The 15,323-nt window shown below is 47.6% G+C and carries 15 protein-coding genes and 2 tRNA genes; 11 read left to right on the top strand and 6 right to left on the bottom strand.

Going from position 1 to position 15,323, the window contains the following annotated elements:
• On the bottom strand, window positions 1-295 hold a 295-nt coding region (locus ACMJ0U_RS00395; RefSeq protein WP_417127423.1), incomplete at its 3' end, for a DUF4491 family protein.
• The gene (locus ACMJ0U_RS00390) at window positions 295-765 is read right to left on the bottom strand and encodes an Lrp/AsnC family transcriptional regulator (RefSeq protein ID WP_417127422.1); all 471 of its coding nucleotides are present in this window, start codon (window positions 763-765) and stop codon (window positions 295-297) included. The genes ACMJ0U_RS00390 and ACMJ0U_RS00395, both read right to left, overlap by 1 nt.
• Before the next feature lie 273 nt (window positions 766-1,038).
• Here ACMJ0U_RS00390 and ACMJ0U_RS00385 point away from each other — a divergent pair, with 273 nt between their 5' ends.
• From ACMJ0U_RS00385 to ACMJ0U_RS00375, 3 genes are read left to right on the top strand one after another with little or no spacing between them, the layout of a single operon-like run.
• Window positions 1,039-1,569, top strand: a complete 531-nt coding sequence (locus ACMJ0U_RS00385) for an NUDIX domain-containing protein (protein WP_417127420.1) — start codon at window positions 1,039-1,041, stop codon at window positions 1,567-1,569.
• An 8-nt stretch (window positions 1,570-1,577) separates the two neighbouring features.
• Window positions 1,578-4,595, top strand: a complete 3,018-nt coding sequence (locus ACMJ0U_RS00380) for a tetratricopeptide repeat protein (RefSeq protein ID WP_417127418.1) — start codon at window positions 1,578-1,580, stop codon at window positions 4,593-4,595.
• Between the two features lies 1 nt (window position 4,596).
• Window positions 4,597-6,258, top strand: coding sequence for a TonB-dependent receptor (locus ACMJ0U_RS00375; protein ID WP_417127416.1), 1,662 nt, complete (start codon window positions 4,597-4,599; stop codon window positions 6,256-6,258).
• Here ACMJ0U_RS00375 and ribD read toward each other — a convergent pair.
• Window positions 6,255-7,301 (bottom strand): bifunctional diaminohydroxyphosphoribosylaminopyrimidine deaminase/5-amino-6-(5-phosphoribosylamino)uracil reductase RibD, encoded by a 1,047-nt coding sequence (ribD, locus tag ACMJ0U_RS00370; RefSeq protein ID WP_417127415.1) that lies wholly within the window; start codon window positions 7,299-7,301, stop codon window positions 6,255-6,257. The two genes, ACMJ0U_RS00375 and ribD, sit on opposite strands and share 4 nt — an antisense overlap.
• A gap of 32 nt (window positions 7,302-7,333) precedes the next feature.
• Between ribD and prmC the strand changes: the two genes are divergently transcribed.
• The 8 genes from prmC to ACMJ0U_RS00330 all read left to right on the top strand — a co-directional run bounded on the left by prmC (window position 7,334) and on the right by ACMJ0U_RS00330 (window position 12,249).
• Window positions 7,334-8,176 (top strand): peptide chain release factor N(5)-glutamine methyltransferase, encoded by an 843-nt coding sequence (gene prmC / locus ACMJ0U_RS00365; RefSeq protein WP_417127413.1) that lies wholly within the window; start codon window positions 7,334-7,336, stop codon window positions 8,174-8,176.
• Window positions 8,173-8,652 carry a regulatory protein RecX gene (locus tag ACMJ0U_RS00360; RefSeq protein WP_007559323.1) on the top strand — a complete coding sequence of 160 codons (480 nt, stop codon included), beginning with the start codon at window positions 8,173-8,175 and terminating at the stop codon, window positions 8,650-8,652. The genes prmC and ACMJ0U_RS00360 overlap by 4 nt, the downstream gene beginning before the upstream one ends.
• Entirely contained in the window at window positions 8,636-9,325 is a 690-nt protein-coding gene (locus ACMJ0U_RS00355) for a ComF family protein (RefSeq protein ID WP_417127411.1), read from the top strand. The genes ACMJ0U_RS00360 and ACMJ0U_RS00355 overlap by 17 nt, the downstream gene beginning before the upstream one ends.
• 101 nt (window positions 9,326-9,426) lie before the next feature.
• A complete protein-coding gene (gene pyrE, locus ACMJ0U_RS00350; protein WP_022053263.1) occupies window positions 9,427-10,062 on the top strand; it encodes an orotate phosphoribosyltransferase in 636 nt (211 codons plus the stop codon).
• 127 nt (window positions 10,063-10,189) lie between these two features.
• Window positions 10,190-10,618: an SRPBCC family protein gene (locus ACMJ0U_RS00345; protein WP_417127410.1), complete on the top strand. Its 429-nt coding sequence runs from the start codon at window positions 10,190-10,192 to the stop codon at window positions 10,616-10,618.
• A gap of 40 nt (window positions 10,619-10,658) precedes the next feature.
• Window positions 10,659-11,999 carry an argininosuccinate lyase gene (gene argH / locus ACMJ0U_RS00340; RefSeq protein WP_040312446.1) on the top strand — a complete coding sequence of 447 codons (1,341 nt, stop codon included), beginning with the start codon at window positions 10,659-10,661 and terminating at the stop codon, window positions 11,997-11,999.
• 76 nt (window positions 12,000-12,075) lie between these two features.
• Window positions 12,076-12,148: transfer RNA gene (locus tag ACMJ0U_RS00335), tRNA-Gly, on the top strand.
• A 16-nt stretch (window positions 12,149-12,164) separates the two neighbouring features.
• Window positions 12,165-12,249: transfer RNA gene (locus ACMJ0U_RS00330), tRNA-Leu, on the top strand.
• Between the two features lie 383 nt (window positions 12,250-12,632).
• Here ACMJ0U_RS00330 and ACMJ0U_RS00325 read toward each other — a convergent pair.
• The 3 genes from ACMJ0U_RS00325 to ACMJ0U_RS00315 form a co-directional block, all read right to left on the bottom strand.
• Window positions 12,633-13,562: a DnaJ C-terminal domain-containing protein gene (locus tag ACMJ0U_RS00325; RefSeq protein WP_417127408.1), complete on the bottom strand. Its 930-nt coding sequence runs from the start codon at window positions 13,560-13,562 to the stop codon at window positions 12,633-12,635.
• An 84-nt stretch (window positions 13,563-13,646) separates the two neighbouring features.
• Window positions 13,647-14,078, bottom strand: coding sequence for an Hsp20/alpha crystallin family protein (locus ACMJ0U_RS00320; RefSeq protein WP_022052577.1), 432 nt, complete (start codon window positions 14,076-14,078; stop codon window positions 13,647-13,649).
• 284 nt (window positions 14,079-14,362) lie between these two features.
• The gene (locus tag ACMJ0U_RS00315) at window positions 14,363-15,307 is read right to left on the bottom strand and encodes a LysR substrate-binding domain-containing protein (RefSeq protein WP_417127406.1); all 945 of its coding nucleotides are present in this window, start codon (window positions 15,305-15,307) and stop codon (window positions 14,363-14,365) included.
• Window positions 15,308-15,323: the final 16 nt, after the last annotated feature.

Genomic DNA, 15,323 nt, shown 5'->3' with positions numbered 1-15,323 from the left:
GCTTCGGATTCATCGGGAACCAGCCTTTCAGCACGCGTTCGCGCTGTTCGAAGACCTCCTTGATGGTCCAGAAAGAAGAGAATGAGAAAACTCCCAGCAGGGTCGACAGCAGAATCTGACTTACCAGCACGGAACCGATGAGGCCGGCGATGCCCAATAGCAGAAAAATCCACCAGCAGCGCGTTCCCCAATAATATTCCGCTTTGACTACTACCGGATGAAACAGACCGATAATCAGGAATGTGCAGATGCCAATGAGGATTCCTTCCCAGTGAAGGCTGTCAATCCACTCCATCACTCACCGGCGTCTTTACGGATGGGAATTTCTTTCTTGATGCTCTGTTCCAGTGAAATCAAGGTTTCCGTGGCGGTTACTCCTGGAATTTCCTGAATCTTGGAGTTCAACAAATCCATCAGATGTTCATTGTCTGTAGAATACAGTTTGGTCAGCATGGTGTAAGGCCCTGTGGTAAAATGACATTCCACGATTTCCGGAATCTTTTTCAGTTCTGCCACTACGCTTTTATACATAGAACCTTTTTCCAGTTTGATTCCTACATATGTACAGGTGCTATATCCTAGGCTCTTGGGATTTACATGGTAGCCTGAACCGATAATTACGCCAAGGTCTATCAGGCGTTGAACGCGTTGATGAATGGCAGCACGTGATACGCCACATTCTGCTGCTACATCTTTGAACGGGATTCTGGCATTCTGTGAAATGATTTCCAGAATCTGTTTGTCAAGTTTATCAATTTTCTCCATACTACTAAATGGTTCTTGTTTTTATCATATTGTAAGCAAATGTAGAAAAACTTTTTTATCTATATGCTATTTTGCCGAAAAAAACGTGATTATTTTTGGTGAAAGAACAAATTGTGGGTGATTTGTGTAAGTCGTTCGGCCTATTTGACTATCTTTGATTCCTTGAAGATAGGATGCGGTTGGGAGGTGGAGCCGAAAAACATGTTTTTCGTTCGTACTTCTCTCACCTTTTTTTATCTTTGTAAGGCTTATTATTTATTAAACTCAAGAACTATGCATCCATTGGAATTGTTTAAGTTTTGTCCGGTATGTGGTTCTTCTCATTTCGAAATACATAATGAGAAGTCCAAGAAATGTGCGGACTGCGGGTTTGTGTATTATTTTAATTCAAGCGCGGCTACGGTGGCTTTTATCCTGAACGCAAAAGGAGAATTGCTGGTTTGTCGGCGGGGAAAGGAACCTGCCAAGGGCACGCTGGATTTGTCGGGTGGATTTATCGATATGTTCGAGACTGGCGAAGAAGGAGTGGCACGCGAGGTTAAAGAGGAAACGGGGCTGGTAGTGACGGAAGCGAAATATCTGTTTTCCTTGCCCAACACGTATTTGTACTCCGGTTTCCTGGTACATACACTCGACCAGTTCTTCTTGTGTCAGGTGGAAGATGACCATCTGATAAAAGCCATGGACGATGTGGCCGATGCATGGTGGATGCCGCTGGACAAAGTGAATCCGGATGATTTCGGGCTGGACTCTGTACGTAAGGGAGTCGCACGCTTTTTGGAAACCTGTCGGAACAAAAAATAAAAGGGATTATGGGTAAATATAAGAAATATATATGGATGGCAGGGCTGTGTTGTGCCTTGCCGTTGACGGTTTCCGGGCAGCAGGTGGAGCCGCTGACCGGGGCAGACCGTTTGTTCAACGAGGGACGGGAGCTGTTCTTGCGTCAGGATTATGCGGCAGCCCGACAGACCTTGGTGCGCTATACCCGTCAGGCGGGGGAAAAGGCCTGGGCCGATGAAGTGGACTATATGCTGGCTTGCACGGCCTATGAATTGAAAATGCCGGATTGCCGGGAAGTGCTGTCGGATTATCTGGAAGCACATCAGGAGTCGCGTTATCGCAATCGGGTGCAGGCACTGATAGGGGCCAGCTATTTTTCGGAAGAGAAATACATGGAAACCATTGCTACGCTGAAGGGCTGTGACATTTCTCTTTTGTCCGATGAAGAACGTGATGCCAGTGCCTTGCGCATGGGTACGTCGTACCTGAAAGTCGGTAAATTGCAGGATGCGGCTTTCTGGTTCGCTGTGTTGAAAGAGACGAGTAAGGACTTCCATAACGATGCGGTGTACAACCTGGCTTATATTGATTACGTACAGCAGAAATATGATACCGCCTTGCAGGGATTCCGTGAGGTGCAGGATGACCGGAAGTTCCAGAAACTGGCACCTTATTATATTGCCGACATTTACCTGATTCAGGGAAATTATGCACAGGCCCGAAAGGTGGCAGATGCTTATCTGGCTTTGTATCCGGAAGAGATGCATGCCGCTCAGATGAACCGTATCTCCGGTGAGGCGGCTTACGGACAGAAAGACTATGCGGCTGCCATCCAGTCGCTGGAACGCTGCCACGAAGCGGAGGAGGTGCCTGCCCGTCTGGCTATGTACAAGTTGGGTATGAGTTATTTTAATACGGGAGTCTATTCCAAGGCGTTGGCGCGTTTGGGTGAGGCAACCGGTGCGCAGGATGCGCTGGCTCAGAATGCTTACCTGCACATGGGATTGGCCGGGCTGCAACTGAAGGAACGCAATCAGGCGCGTATGGCGTTTGAGCAGGCTTCGCGTATGGATTTCGACCGTAGCATCCAGGAACAGGCTTTGTTCAATTATGCACTCTGCATTCATGAAACGTCTTATTCTCCTTTTGCCGAGTCGGTAACGGTATTCGAACGCTTCCTGAACGAATATCCCTCGTCGGTATATGCTGAAAAGGTGAACGATTACCTGGTAGAGGTGTATATGAACACCCGCAGCTATGAAGTGGCGTTGCGTTCTATCGAAAAAATCACGCATCCGAGTGCACGTATTCTGGAAGCGAAACAGAAACTGCTTTTCCGTATGGGAACACAGCTGTTTGCGCAGGCTGACTATCGGAATGCCATTGATTATTTTACCCGTTCTTTGCAGTTGGGCCAGTATAATCAGAAGACCAAGGCCGATGCCTATTATTGGCGTGGAGAATCGAAATACCGTCTGGAGCGTTATCCGGAGGCTGCCAATGACATGCGGCTGTATCTGGAGTTTGCTGCCGACAAGAATTCACAGGAGTACGGACTGGCTCTTTACTGTTTGGGATACAGTCTGTTCAAGCAGAAACAATATAATTCCGCACGCGACTGGTTTGTTCGCTGTGTGCAGAACGGACGGACGCAGGAGGCTTCTGTAGCAGGCGACGCGTACAACCGTATCGGTGACTGCTATTTTTATGAGCGCCGTTTTGAAGAAGCCCGCCAGCAATATGCGCAGGCTGTCGTCACTTCTCCTTCGCTGGGAGATTATTCGTTGTTCCAGGAGGGTATTGTGAAAGGACTGCAGCGTGATTATGCCGGAAAGATTCAAGTACTTAACAAATTGATTACAGATTATCCGTCGTCGGCTTATCTGGACGATGCCCTGTATGAACAGGGACGTGCCTTTGTGCAGATGGAGGATAGTGAGAATGCAATCAAGCGTTACTCATTGCTGGTGCAGCGTTATCCGGAAAGCGAACTTTCACGTAAGGCGGCCAATGAAATAGGTCTGCTTTATTATCAGAATGACCGCTACGAGCAAGCCATTGCAGCTTACAAGCAGGTCATTACGAAGTATCCGGGTAGTGCGGAGGCGCGCCTGGCACAGCGTGACTTGAAGTCCATTTATGTGGATTTGAATAAGGTGGATGACTATATGGCGTTTGCTTCTACGGTGCCTGGTGGTGCGACCTTCAACGTGAGCGAGCGTGACTCTTTGACGTATACGGCGGCCGAACGTGCTTACATGCGTGGGGATATTGCCGGAGCGAAGACCAGTCTGACCCGCTATCTTCAGTCGTTCCCGCAGGGAGCTTTCAGTGTGGATGCGTCTTATTATTTAGGTTTGATTGATTATAACCAGAAGGATTATGCGGCAGCGTCAGCCCGTCTGGAAGAAGTGTTGCGCTTTTCCGGAAGCAAGTATGAAGGAAAGGCTTTGGCACTTTGTGCCGATATGGCTTACAACCAGAAGGAATATGCCAAGGCATTGAACCTCTACAAGCGTTTGGCCGACCGCTCGGCTGTGCAGGAAGAACGTCTGCAGGCTGAAGTGGGTGCTCTGCGAAGCGCTTGTGCGTTGGGCGACCGGGCTGAAACCGTGACGACTGCTTCAGCACTGCTCAAGCAGAGCAAGCTGACTCCGGAGGTACGTAGCGAGGCGTTGTATTTCCGTGCCAAGGCGTTGTTGGCAGAAGGGCAGAAGAAGGCTGCACTGGCCGATTTGACCGAACTGGCCAAGGATACGCGTAATGTGTACGGGGCAGAAGCCAAATACCTGGTGGCACAGACTTACTTCGATGAAGGAGAAACTGCCAAGGCGGAGAAGGAAGTGCTGGAATACATCGAAGTCAGCACACCGCATGCATACTGGCTGGCAAGAAGCTTCGTCCTGTTGTCGGATGTGTACGTGAAGTTGGACCGCAAGATGGAGGCTAAACAGTATTTGTTGTCTTTGCAGCAGAATTATCAGGCCGATGATGACATCGCCGGAATGATTGAAAGTCGCCTGGAAAAACTTAAAAGTGTAAAGTAAGATGAAATACATAAGTACGATATTGGTTTGCGCCGGTCTGTGGCCCGCAGCTACGGTATGTGCGCAGAATGGAGGGGAGAAAGATTCTACACTGAACCGGACGGTGGTAGTGGAAAATCAGTACAACCCCGAGGTGATGGATGCCTTTAAGGTGAATGTCATGCCCGAGGTGGAGGAGCCGGCAGCTCCGAAGCAGGCCATTAATTATGCGACGGATTTGCGTCCGTTGGGAGCCTGGAAAACCACTCCTATGGAGGCGATGTCCAGAGAACTGGCTCAAAAGGGAGCCGACAGGGGCTATGTCCGTGCGGCTTACGGTACGCTGAACAATGTGGACCTGAAAGGAAGCTATTTGTGGGATATTTCTTCGAAAGACCGTCTGGGAATCATGGCTTCCTTGTACGGGCTGAACGGGGATATTCCGCATTTCATGGAAGGAGAGGAGTGGAAGTCTCGTTTTTACCGTACGGATGTGTCGCTGGATTACCGGCATGATTTCCGGAAGGTAGCGTTGAAATTAGGAGGTGCCTTTGCTTCGCAGGTATTTAATTATATGCCGTCCATGAATGAAGGGGTGGAGAACTGGCCTACCACACAGCGTTATACGTTGGGTGAAGGATATGTAGGAGTGATGTCCCGCGACAAGGACTTGCCTATACAGTTTGCTTTCCAGACTGGCTTGCGTAGCTTCAGCTTGCGCTATGATAATTATTATATGGAGTATGGTTCTGAAAATATTTTCCATACTCAGGGCTTCATGGCTGGAAACATCAATGAGGAACAGCAGGTGGGCGTTGGTCTGGAGATGGACAACCTGATTCACGATGTGTCGCAGCAGGACTATACGCTGTTGCAGCTGAATCCATATTACACCTATCAGGGTGAATCCGTGAAGTTGCGGGTGGGTGCCCATGTGGATTTGCAGACGGCTTATGGCAGCGGACTGAAGGTGGCACCGGATGTCAAACTGGAATATATGTTTGCCGATACGTATGTGGCTTACCTCAATGTGCTGGGCGGGACACGTTTGAATGACTTCCGCCGGTTGAATGATTTCTCACCTTACTGGACGATTGCACAGCAGATGCGTACTTCCTATACACCGCTGGATGCGAAAATCGGTTTGAAGGCTTCTCCGGTTATCGGATTAGGTTTTGAAGTCTACGGAGGTTACCGTATTACCAAGAATGAACTGTTTGCTGTACCGGGAGGATTCTATACGGATGAGCAGAATGTGTTCTATACAGGTATCCTGCAGGATAAGGGAAAAGTCGGTTATGGAGGTGTTTCTGTGAGCTATGCCTACCGTGACTGGGTAGACTTTTCTGTGAACGGTACGTATTATAGCTGGAACGTGACGGAAGGAAACGAAGGCTTGTTACAGTTGAAGCCCGAATTGAAGGCCGATTTCAGTGTGCGTGCCAAGGTGATCAAGAATTGTCATGCCCTTTTGAACTACAACTACGAACGTCGTCAGAAGATGGGTGATTTTGGGCGTGCGGATGCCATCAATAACCTGTCTGTAGGAGCAGAGTATGAGTTGCTGAACCGCATCAACGTGTTTGGCCGCCTGAATAACCTGCTCAATAAGGTATACGCTACTGAAGCAGGTTATCCGGTGGAAGGTTTGCATTTCATGGCAGGCATCAGCTGCCGTTTCTAAATTTGTTCTGCGTGGCGGCAGTGCTGGATCAGTGCGCCGTCACGGAAAAAGAAACGGCTTTCTTGTCCGTGCAGAAGGAGGGGAGCAGGGATGCCGTCGTGCAAGGTCACGCGGGCATGTTCTATGAATGCTTCGTCCCATAGCCCTTGTTCCAGAAAAGCCTGGAGCGTCTGGCTTCCGCCTTCTACCAGTAATGTTTGTATTTTTTGCTCATAAAGCACCTGCATGATTTGCGGGAGAATATTCTGGCCGAAATCCAGTGTCACGTAAGTGAGGTTCTGGGTAGCGGCCTTTTCTTTTTCCGTAAAGACGAGGGTAGGAGTGCTGCCGTCGAACAGGTGCAGATGAGGCGGCAAAGTCAGCTGCCGGTCGATGACCAGCCGGAGCGGGTTCTGTCCGTACCATTCGCGTACCGTGAGCGAAGGGTTGTCGAGCAGGGCTGTGCGTCGTCCTACGAGAATGGCTTTCTGTTCGGCTCGCATCTTGTGAACCGCCAAGGTGGAGAGAGGAGTGGAAAGGCGTACCGCGTTTCCGTCTTCACGTCGGATGTCTAGAAAATCGTCGGCTGACTGTGCCCATTTCAAGGTGATGTAAGGACGCTTTTTCAGGTTGAATGTCACGAAAGCACGAATCAGTTTCCGGCATTCTTTTTCCAGTACACCGACCGTCACTTCAATGCCGGCATCCCGCAACTTCTGGATTCCTCTTCCGGCTACCAAAGAAAATGGGTCCACACAGCCTACTACGACTCTCGGAATCCCTTTCCGTATGATTAAGTCAGCACAGGGAGGGGTTTTCCCGTAATGAGAACAGGGTTCTAAGCTCACATAAATGGTGGCATCCTTCAGCAGACTTTCATCTTTGACCGAGGCGATGGCATTCACTTCGGCATGGCCTTCCCCGCAGCGCACGTGATAACCTTCACCGATGATTTTTCCGTCGCGTACAATGACGGCCCCCACCATGGGGTTGGGAGCTGCATGGCAGATACCGTTTCTGGCCAGTTGTATGCAGCGCCGCATATATTTTTCGTCTATCGTCATATTCTTCGTTTTTTATCGTTACTTTTGCAACTATGCATCCGGTTTATGTACATATCAAAAAAGAGCTGAGTCCTTTTTATACAGAAGAAGAGGCTTCAGCCATGGCAAAGTGGATATCTTCGGATATTCTGCATCTCTCTACTCTTGAACTTTATACAGGCAAAGATATGAATTTTTCCACGAAAGAGTGGGCGGAACTGGAGGATATTCTTCGGCGCTTGAAGCAGCGGGAACCCCTTCAGTATATTTTGCAGGAAGCCTCTTTTTGTGGAATGTCTTTTCATGTGGAACAAGGGGTACTGATTCCTCGTCCGGAAACGGAAGAGCTGGTGGAATGGATTGTCTCCGATTATCGGGAGGCAGGGCAGGTGCGTATTCTGGATATTGGCACCGGAAGCGGCTGCATTCCCGTATCACTGGCGCAGCTGTTGCCGGAAGCGCAGGTTTCTTCGTGTGATGTGTCGGCTGAGGCTTTGCGCATTGCGGCTATGAATGTAAAGCGTTATGGAGACAAGGTGACTCTGTTCAGTGCTGATATTCTGAAAGAGGAACTTCCTGAATGTCAGGTAGACGTGCTGGTGAGTAACCCTCCTTACATTACGGAAAGCGAGCGGACGGATATGGAGGCGAATGTACTCGACTGGGAACCTGAACTGGCTTTGTTTGTGCCCGATTCGGACCCGTTGCGGTTCTACCGTAGGATAGCCCGGAAAGGGCTTGACTGGCTTTCGGAAGGAGGAGCATTGTATTTTGAAATCAACCGTGCTTACGGGGCTGAGACTGTGCGGATGCTGGAGGAACTTGGATACCGTCAGATTGAATTACGGAAAGATTTGTCGGGAAACGACCGGATGATAAAAGCAATCAGACCATGAAAGAATATAGTGAAGCAGAGATAAAGAGTAAAGCCGAAGTGTATTGTTCGTCGGTGGAGCGTTGCCCATCGGACGTGGAGGAGAAAATTCGCAAGTGGGGGGCTTCGGAAGAAGTGACAGAACGGATTATGGCCCATTTGCAGAAAGAACGCTATTTGGATGCGGCTCGTTTCTGCCGGTTTTATGTGCGCGACAAGTACCGTTTCAATCAGTGGGGGCGGATGAAGATTGCACAGATGCTCCGTATGAAACGCCTGTCGGACGAAGACATCCGTGCCGGACTGGAGGAAATTGATACCGAAGAATACGACGGAATCCTAAAGAAGATGCTGAAGCAGAAAATGAAAGGAATAAAAGCTGCCAATGACTATGAACGGAGCATGAAGCTGATTCGTTTTGCCGTAGGTCGGGGCTTTACGTTGGAAGAAGTACGTCGTTTTGTCAATCAGGTAGAACCGGATGAATATTTTGACTGACATCCGGGATTTTCTGTTTCCCCGTCTCTGCATGGCTTGCGGACGGAAGTTGCAGGTCTCCGAACAGGCTCTTTGTTGTGATTGTTTGTCACAGCTTCCTCATACACACTTAGGAAATACACCGGGCAATGAAATGGAAAAGATTTTCTGGGGCCGTTTCCTGATACAGCGGGCGTCGGCTTTGTTTTATTATGCCCGTGGAGGGAAAGTTGCCCATATATTGGCCGGTATGAAATACTATGGCCGTCAGAAAGTCTGCCGGCAGATGGGAGAGATGCTGGCGCATGAACTGCTCCCGACGGGTTTCTTTGAGGGAGTAGATTATTTGTTGCCGGTTCCCTTGCATCCCGGCCGTCTGCGTACCAGGGGATATAACCAGAGTCGTCTGCTGGCAGAGGGCATTTCTGAGCAGACGGGCATTCCGGTGTGCGACGGGTTGCTCTGTCGGGTGCGAAACAATCAGACCCAGACCCATAAATCCGTGCTGGAACGGCAGGAAAACACGGTTCATCTTTTTCATCTGGCTGGCGATACCCGTATGCTGCAAGGCAAACATGTGATGCTGGTGGATGATGTGCTGACCACAGGAGCCACGTTAGGTGCCTGTGCAGATGTATTGGCTGATATTGAGGGAATAAGCATCAGCATTGTTACGCTGGCGTGGACGAAATAAAACAATCTGACGGGTTTTAGTAAAATTAATGCTCTTAAATTTTCTATTCCCGATGTATTTCTATAATTTTGCAAAAACATTTATCAGAGAATTAAAAAGTTATGAAAGCTTTGGAAAGATTATTTGCAGAAAAGTTGCTGAAGGTGAAGGCTGTGAAGATTCAGCCGGCTAACCCGTTTACTTGGGCATCAGGTTGGAAATCGCCGATTTATTGTGACAATCGTAAGACGTTGTCATATCCTGCACTTCGTAACTTCGTAAAGTTAGAAATTTGTCGTGTTATTCTTGAAAAATTCGGTGAAGTAGACGCCATCGCAGGTGTAGCTACAGGTGCGATTGCACAGGGTGCGCTGGTGGCAGAAGAGTTGAACTTGCCGTTCGTATATGTTCGTTCAAGCCCGAAAGACCATGGCTTGGAAAATTTGATTGAAGGTGAATTGCGTCCGGGTATGAAAGTGGTTGTTGTAGAAGACCTGATTTCAACTGGTGGAAGCAGTTTGAAAGCGGTAGAAGCTATCCGTCGCGACGGTTGTGAAGTAATTGGAATGATTGCTTCTTTCACTTACGGTTTCGATGTATCAGTAGAAGCCTTCAAGAAAGCAAAAGTAGAACTGGTTACACTGACCAACTACAATGCGGTGCTGGAAGCAGCTTTGAAGACCGATTATATCAATGAAGAGGATATCCCTGTGCTGCAGGCATGGAGACAAGATCCTTCTCACTGGACTGGAAAATAATAGATTCTGTAACTGGGAAAGCAGTCTCGGATTGTAAATAGGAGATGTCATCCTGAGCGAGTCCACTCTGCTCAAGATGGCATTTTTTATGCGATGACGGGAGAATTTTCCTGAAGATTGAAAAAATATGGCTGTACAATTTGAAAGCAATGTGAAGCATGTTCCTTATAGTCAGGAACGAGTATATAACAAACTGTCCGACCTGAATAACCTGGAAGGAGTTCGGGAACGCCTGGACATGGTGAAGGACAAGCTGGACGGGAAACTGAAAGATATGTCGTTCGACCGTGATTCCATTACCTTGAAAGTACAGGGCATCAGTCTTACATTGCGCATCATTGAGCGTGAACCTTTGAAGTGCATCAAGTTTGAAGGTGACAAATCGCCCATACCTTTGAATCTGTGGATTCAGATTCTGCCTGTAACACAGGAAGAGGCTAAAATGAAAGTGACTATCCGTGCGGAAGTGAACATGTTCATGAAAGCCATGGTGTCAAAACCCCTGCAGGAGGGAGTGGAGAAACTGGCTGACATGCTGGCCATGCTTCCTTATTAATTGAAATGACCGGCAGATGTCGGAGATAAAAACTGAAATTATGGCTCAAAAACTTTGGGAAAAAAATGTACAGGTAAATGCGGAAATTGACCGCTTTACCGTGGGACGTGACCGCGAAATGGACATGTATCTGGCAAAGTACGACGTGTTGGGTTCGATGGCGCATATCACCATGCTGGAAAGTATTGGCCTGCTGACCTCGGACGAACTGAAGATTTTGCTGGAAGAACTGAAAAATATATACGCTTCCGTAGAACGCGGGGAGTTTGTGATTGAAGACGGAATAGAGGATGTACATTCACAGGTGGAACTGATGCTGACACGCCGCCTGGGGGATGTGGGAAAGAAAATCCACAGTGGACGTTCGCGCAATGACCAGGTGCTGGTCGACTTGAAGCTGTTTATCCGTGCTCAGTTGAAATCGGTGGCAGAAGCTGTAGAACGTTTGTTCCATGTACTTATTTCTCAGAGCAACCGTTACAAGGATGTGCTTATGCCGGGATATACCCACCTGCAGATCGCCATGCCTTCTTCTTTCGGTCTGTGGTTTGGAGCTTATGCAGAAAGCTTGGTGGACGATATGATGTTCCTTCAGGCTGCTTATAAGACTTGTAACCGTAACCCATTGGGTTCTGCTGCAGGTTATGGCTCTTCTTTCCCGTTGGACCGTGAGATGACCACTCGTCTGTTGGGGTTCGATTCAATGAATTACAATGTGGTGTATGCCCAGATGGGCCGTGGCAAGGTGGAACGCAACGTATCGTTTGCGCTGGCTTCCATTGCCGGAACACTGTCGAAGATGGCGTTCGATGCCTGCATGTTCAGTTGTCAGAACTTCGGCTTCGTGAAGTTGCCCGATGAATGTACCACTGGTTCCAGCATCATGCCGCACAAGAAGAATCCTGACGTATTTGAGCTGACCCGTGCCAAATGCAACAAGATTCAGGCTCTTCCGCAGCAGATTATGATGATTATGAACAACCTTCCTTCCGGTTATTTCCGTGACCTTCAGATTATCAAGGAAGTGTTCCTTCCTGCTTTTGAGGAACTGGAAGACTGCTTGCAGATGGCTACTTACATCATGGAGAAAATCAAAATCAACGAACATATTCTGGATGATGACAAATACCTGTATATGTTCAGTGTGGAAGAGGTGAACCGTCTGGCTTCAGAAGGAATGCCGTTCCGTGATGCATATAAGAAAGTAGGGCTGGACATTGAGGCTGGCAACTTCTCACACGATAAGACCGTACATCACACGCATGCCGGAAGTATCGGTAACTTGTGCAATGACAAGATTGAAGAACTGATGCAGCAAGTGGTGAGTGGCTTCAACTTCGAGAAAGTGGTTCAAGCTGAAAACTCACTTTTAGGAAGATAATTGCATAAAATTAAAAAGAAAACGGGTGAAAAGTTTGGAGTATATCGCAAAACTCCCTACATTTGCACCCGTAAACGCGGAAATAGCTCAGTTGGTAGAGCATAACCTTGCCAAGGTTAGGGTCGCGAGTTCGAGTCTCGTTTTCCGCTCTTTCTTTGAAAGGATGCTCGAATGGTGGAATCGGTAGACACGAGGGACTTAAAATCCCTTGGCCATTGCGGCTGTGCGGGTTCAAGTCCCGCTTCGAGTACAGGAAAAAAGCTCTGTAAATCAATGATTTACGGAGCTTTCCCCTTTTTATACGTTGGATTGGACTTATCCTTATTACATTCAGTTTATGCGTTTCCGGGGCTCACAGTTAAACTGAAAGTTAAACCATGAGTTAAATCCGAATGCTGTATGAATGCTGCAGTTAAAGTGAGTATGCAAAGTGTCTACTGTTCCAGTTTATAAAAAGAAAAAAACGTCTAGTTATATCAGGAAAAGTCACCATGCTCAGTACTCCTTAGGCAGTACAACAGTACTCCCCTGAAAGTACTACAGTACTTCCTTGACAGTACTGCAGTACTTCCACGGAAGTACTGGAAATTATGAAGCTGATATAAATGAAGTTATTATGAAATTGCTGCTTTATCAGCTGGCAGCACGCAGCTGGTTGAACAAGTCCTTCTGTTTTTCGGTCAGGGAGGTCGGGATATTGATGTGGTATGATACAATCATATCGCCGAACCGGCCGGTCTGTTTGTATACCGGGAATCCTTTTCCTCTCAAACGGACCTTCGTGTCGTTCTGTGTACCCGGTTTTACTTTCAGTTTGACCATTCCGTCCATGGTTTTCACCTGTACTTCTCCACCCAGTACGGCAGTGTACAAGTCGATATTGACGTGGGTGTAGAGGTCATCTCCCTTCCGTTCGAAGGTATCATCCTTATCGATGACAAAGGTGATGTACAAGTCTCCGTTTTCTCCTCCGTTCATGGCTTTCTGGCCGTAGCCTTTCAGACGGATGGTCTGTCCGTCGGCCACTCCTGCCGGCACAGTAATACGGATATTTTCACCGTTGATGCTGAAAGTCTGTTTGTGGGTGACGTAGGCTTCATTGAGCGACAAGTGCATCTGTGCTTCTATATCCTGTCCCCTCGACATGGTGTGGTATCCTCCTCGTCCACCTCTTCCGTGGCCGAAAAGCTGTTCGAAGAAGTCGGAGAAGCCGCTTGCCCCTGTTCCTCCAAATCCTTCTGTAAATTCACCGTCGTTCATGGAGTACCAGTAGCCGGAGCCACCGTGCTGTTGCTGTGCCCTGCTGTATGCCTCACGTTCCTGTTTAAACTCATCGGCATGTTTCCAGTGTTCGCCATATTCGTCGTATTTCTTACGCTTTTCCGGATCGCTCAATACTTCGTTGGCTTCATTCACTTGCTGGAACTTTCCTTCTGCCGACGGGTCATCTTTGTTCAGGTCAGGATGATATTTCTTGGCCAGCTTCCGGTATGCCTGCTTGATTTCATCCTGAGTGGCATTACGGTCTACTCCCAAAATCTTATAGTAATCAATAAATGCCATATATCAATCGTTTTAAGTTAGTTCCAAAATAAAAACTCTCGCCCACAATGGATGCAGACGAGAGTTTTCCGTTATTTGTGATGATTAATGTATTTCAATCACACGATTAATTTTTGCTTTTTCTTCCTGAGAATACTTTGGCAGCTCAATAGTCAATACACCATTTGCTACATTGGCAGTAATCTTTTCCTTATCGACATTGTCGGGCAAGTAAAGTGACTGCTGGAACTTGGTGTAAGAGAACTCACGTCGTAAGTATTTTTTGTTTTCCTTGTCTTCGTTTTCAACTTTCTTTTCCATGGAGATGACCAGTTCGTTTTCATCACCCAAGTGGATATTGAAATCCTCTTTAGTCATTCCCGGAACGGCTACTTCTACTTTGTAATCCTTGTCGCTTTCCACCACATTGATTGCAGGTGCGGTAGCGTTTGCTTTTTCCATCCAGTTGTTATCGAAGAAGTCATTAAAGATACTTGGTAACCAGTTCTGATTGTAATATTTTCTAGTCGGCATCATAGTTGTAATCTCCTATTTTTAGTTGTTAATCAATTTTGTTTCTGAACCCGAACCCTTTTGAAATTCAAGTTCATTTACTCTTTTGCAAACAGTGTACCACAAATCTTGAATGGAGGTTGTTGTAACTTCCATTTTTAATGTAACACCTTTATTTTAAACCTTCTATGCCGATTTTTAAACCTTTGCAAACTATATTAGCTGTCTGATGGAATGGGCTGTAACAAATTGTCACTTTAAGTTTGAATTGTAAAGACAAAAAGTCCTATTCTGTGACATATTGTCATTTATTCACTCTTTGAGTGCCGTAATCTGATGGAATGTGAAGACAAACGCTTTTCCAGCATCGGTGCGGGAATGATGGATTTAAGAGTATCTATGACCGCATTGACCATTCTTTCGCGGATAAAGTCTTCTTTGATAAGAATGGATACATGGCGCTGTGCCGGAGGGTTTGCCTGAAGAGGCAGGACATGGGCTTTCTGTTTCTCGGTTAGCGACGCAATATGAAGCTCGGGGATGATGGTATATCCACCGTTCCGGTCCACAATTTTTATGAGGGTCTCGATGCTTCCGGCCTCGTAGATGTGATTGCCGATGTCCTTGTTTTTGCAGAAATTCATTCCGCCGTTGGGCACACAATGACCTTCTTTCAGTATCCACATTTGTTCGGGAGGGAGGGTGCCGTTGGCGATGCAGCTTTTGGCTTGGTCGCATGCTTCAGAAAAGTAGGCCACGAACTTCTCGGTATAGACCGGAATCTCTAACAGGCCGTTCAAGTCCTCCGGCGGGGTGGTCAGGATAATGTCCAGGTTGCCATAGTGCAGCTCCTGGAGCAATGACTTGTTTTCTTTCTCATCAATGAACAGGCTTACGTGCGGGTAGGTTTTCCGGAAATGATGGATAAAGTCGGGCACGAGGTAGGGAGCAATGGTGGGCAGAATACCGATACGCAGGTTACCGTTCATGCTGTCCGTTTCGTCGGCTACCACTTCCTTTATGCACTGGGTTTCATTCAGCACAATCTGTGCCTGACGGATGATTTTTTCGCCGATGCGGGTAGGGGTGATATTCTTCCGGTCGCGGTTGAAAATCTTGACATCCAGTTCTTCTTCCAGCTTTTGAATCATCGCACTGAGGGTAGGCTGTGTCACGCCGCACGCTTCGGCTGCAAGCACAAAGTGGCGGTACTTGTCCAGTGCCCCGATATATTCCATCTGGTGTAATGTCATGGTTCAATAGATTTTA

It is taken from the genome of Phocaeicola sp. (genome assembly GCF_048170425.1).
Classification (GTDB): domain Bacteria; phylum Bacteroidota; class Bacteroidia; order Bacteroidales; family Bacteroidaceae; genus Phocaeicola.
Note: the sequence above shows the minus strand (reverse complement) of the source record. Positions and strands in the feature narration are given on the sequence as shown.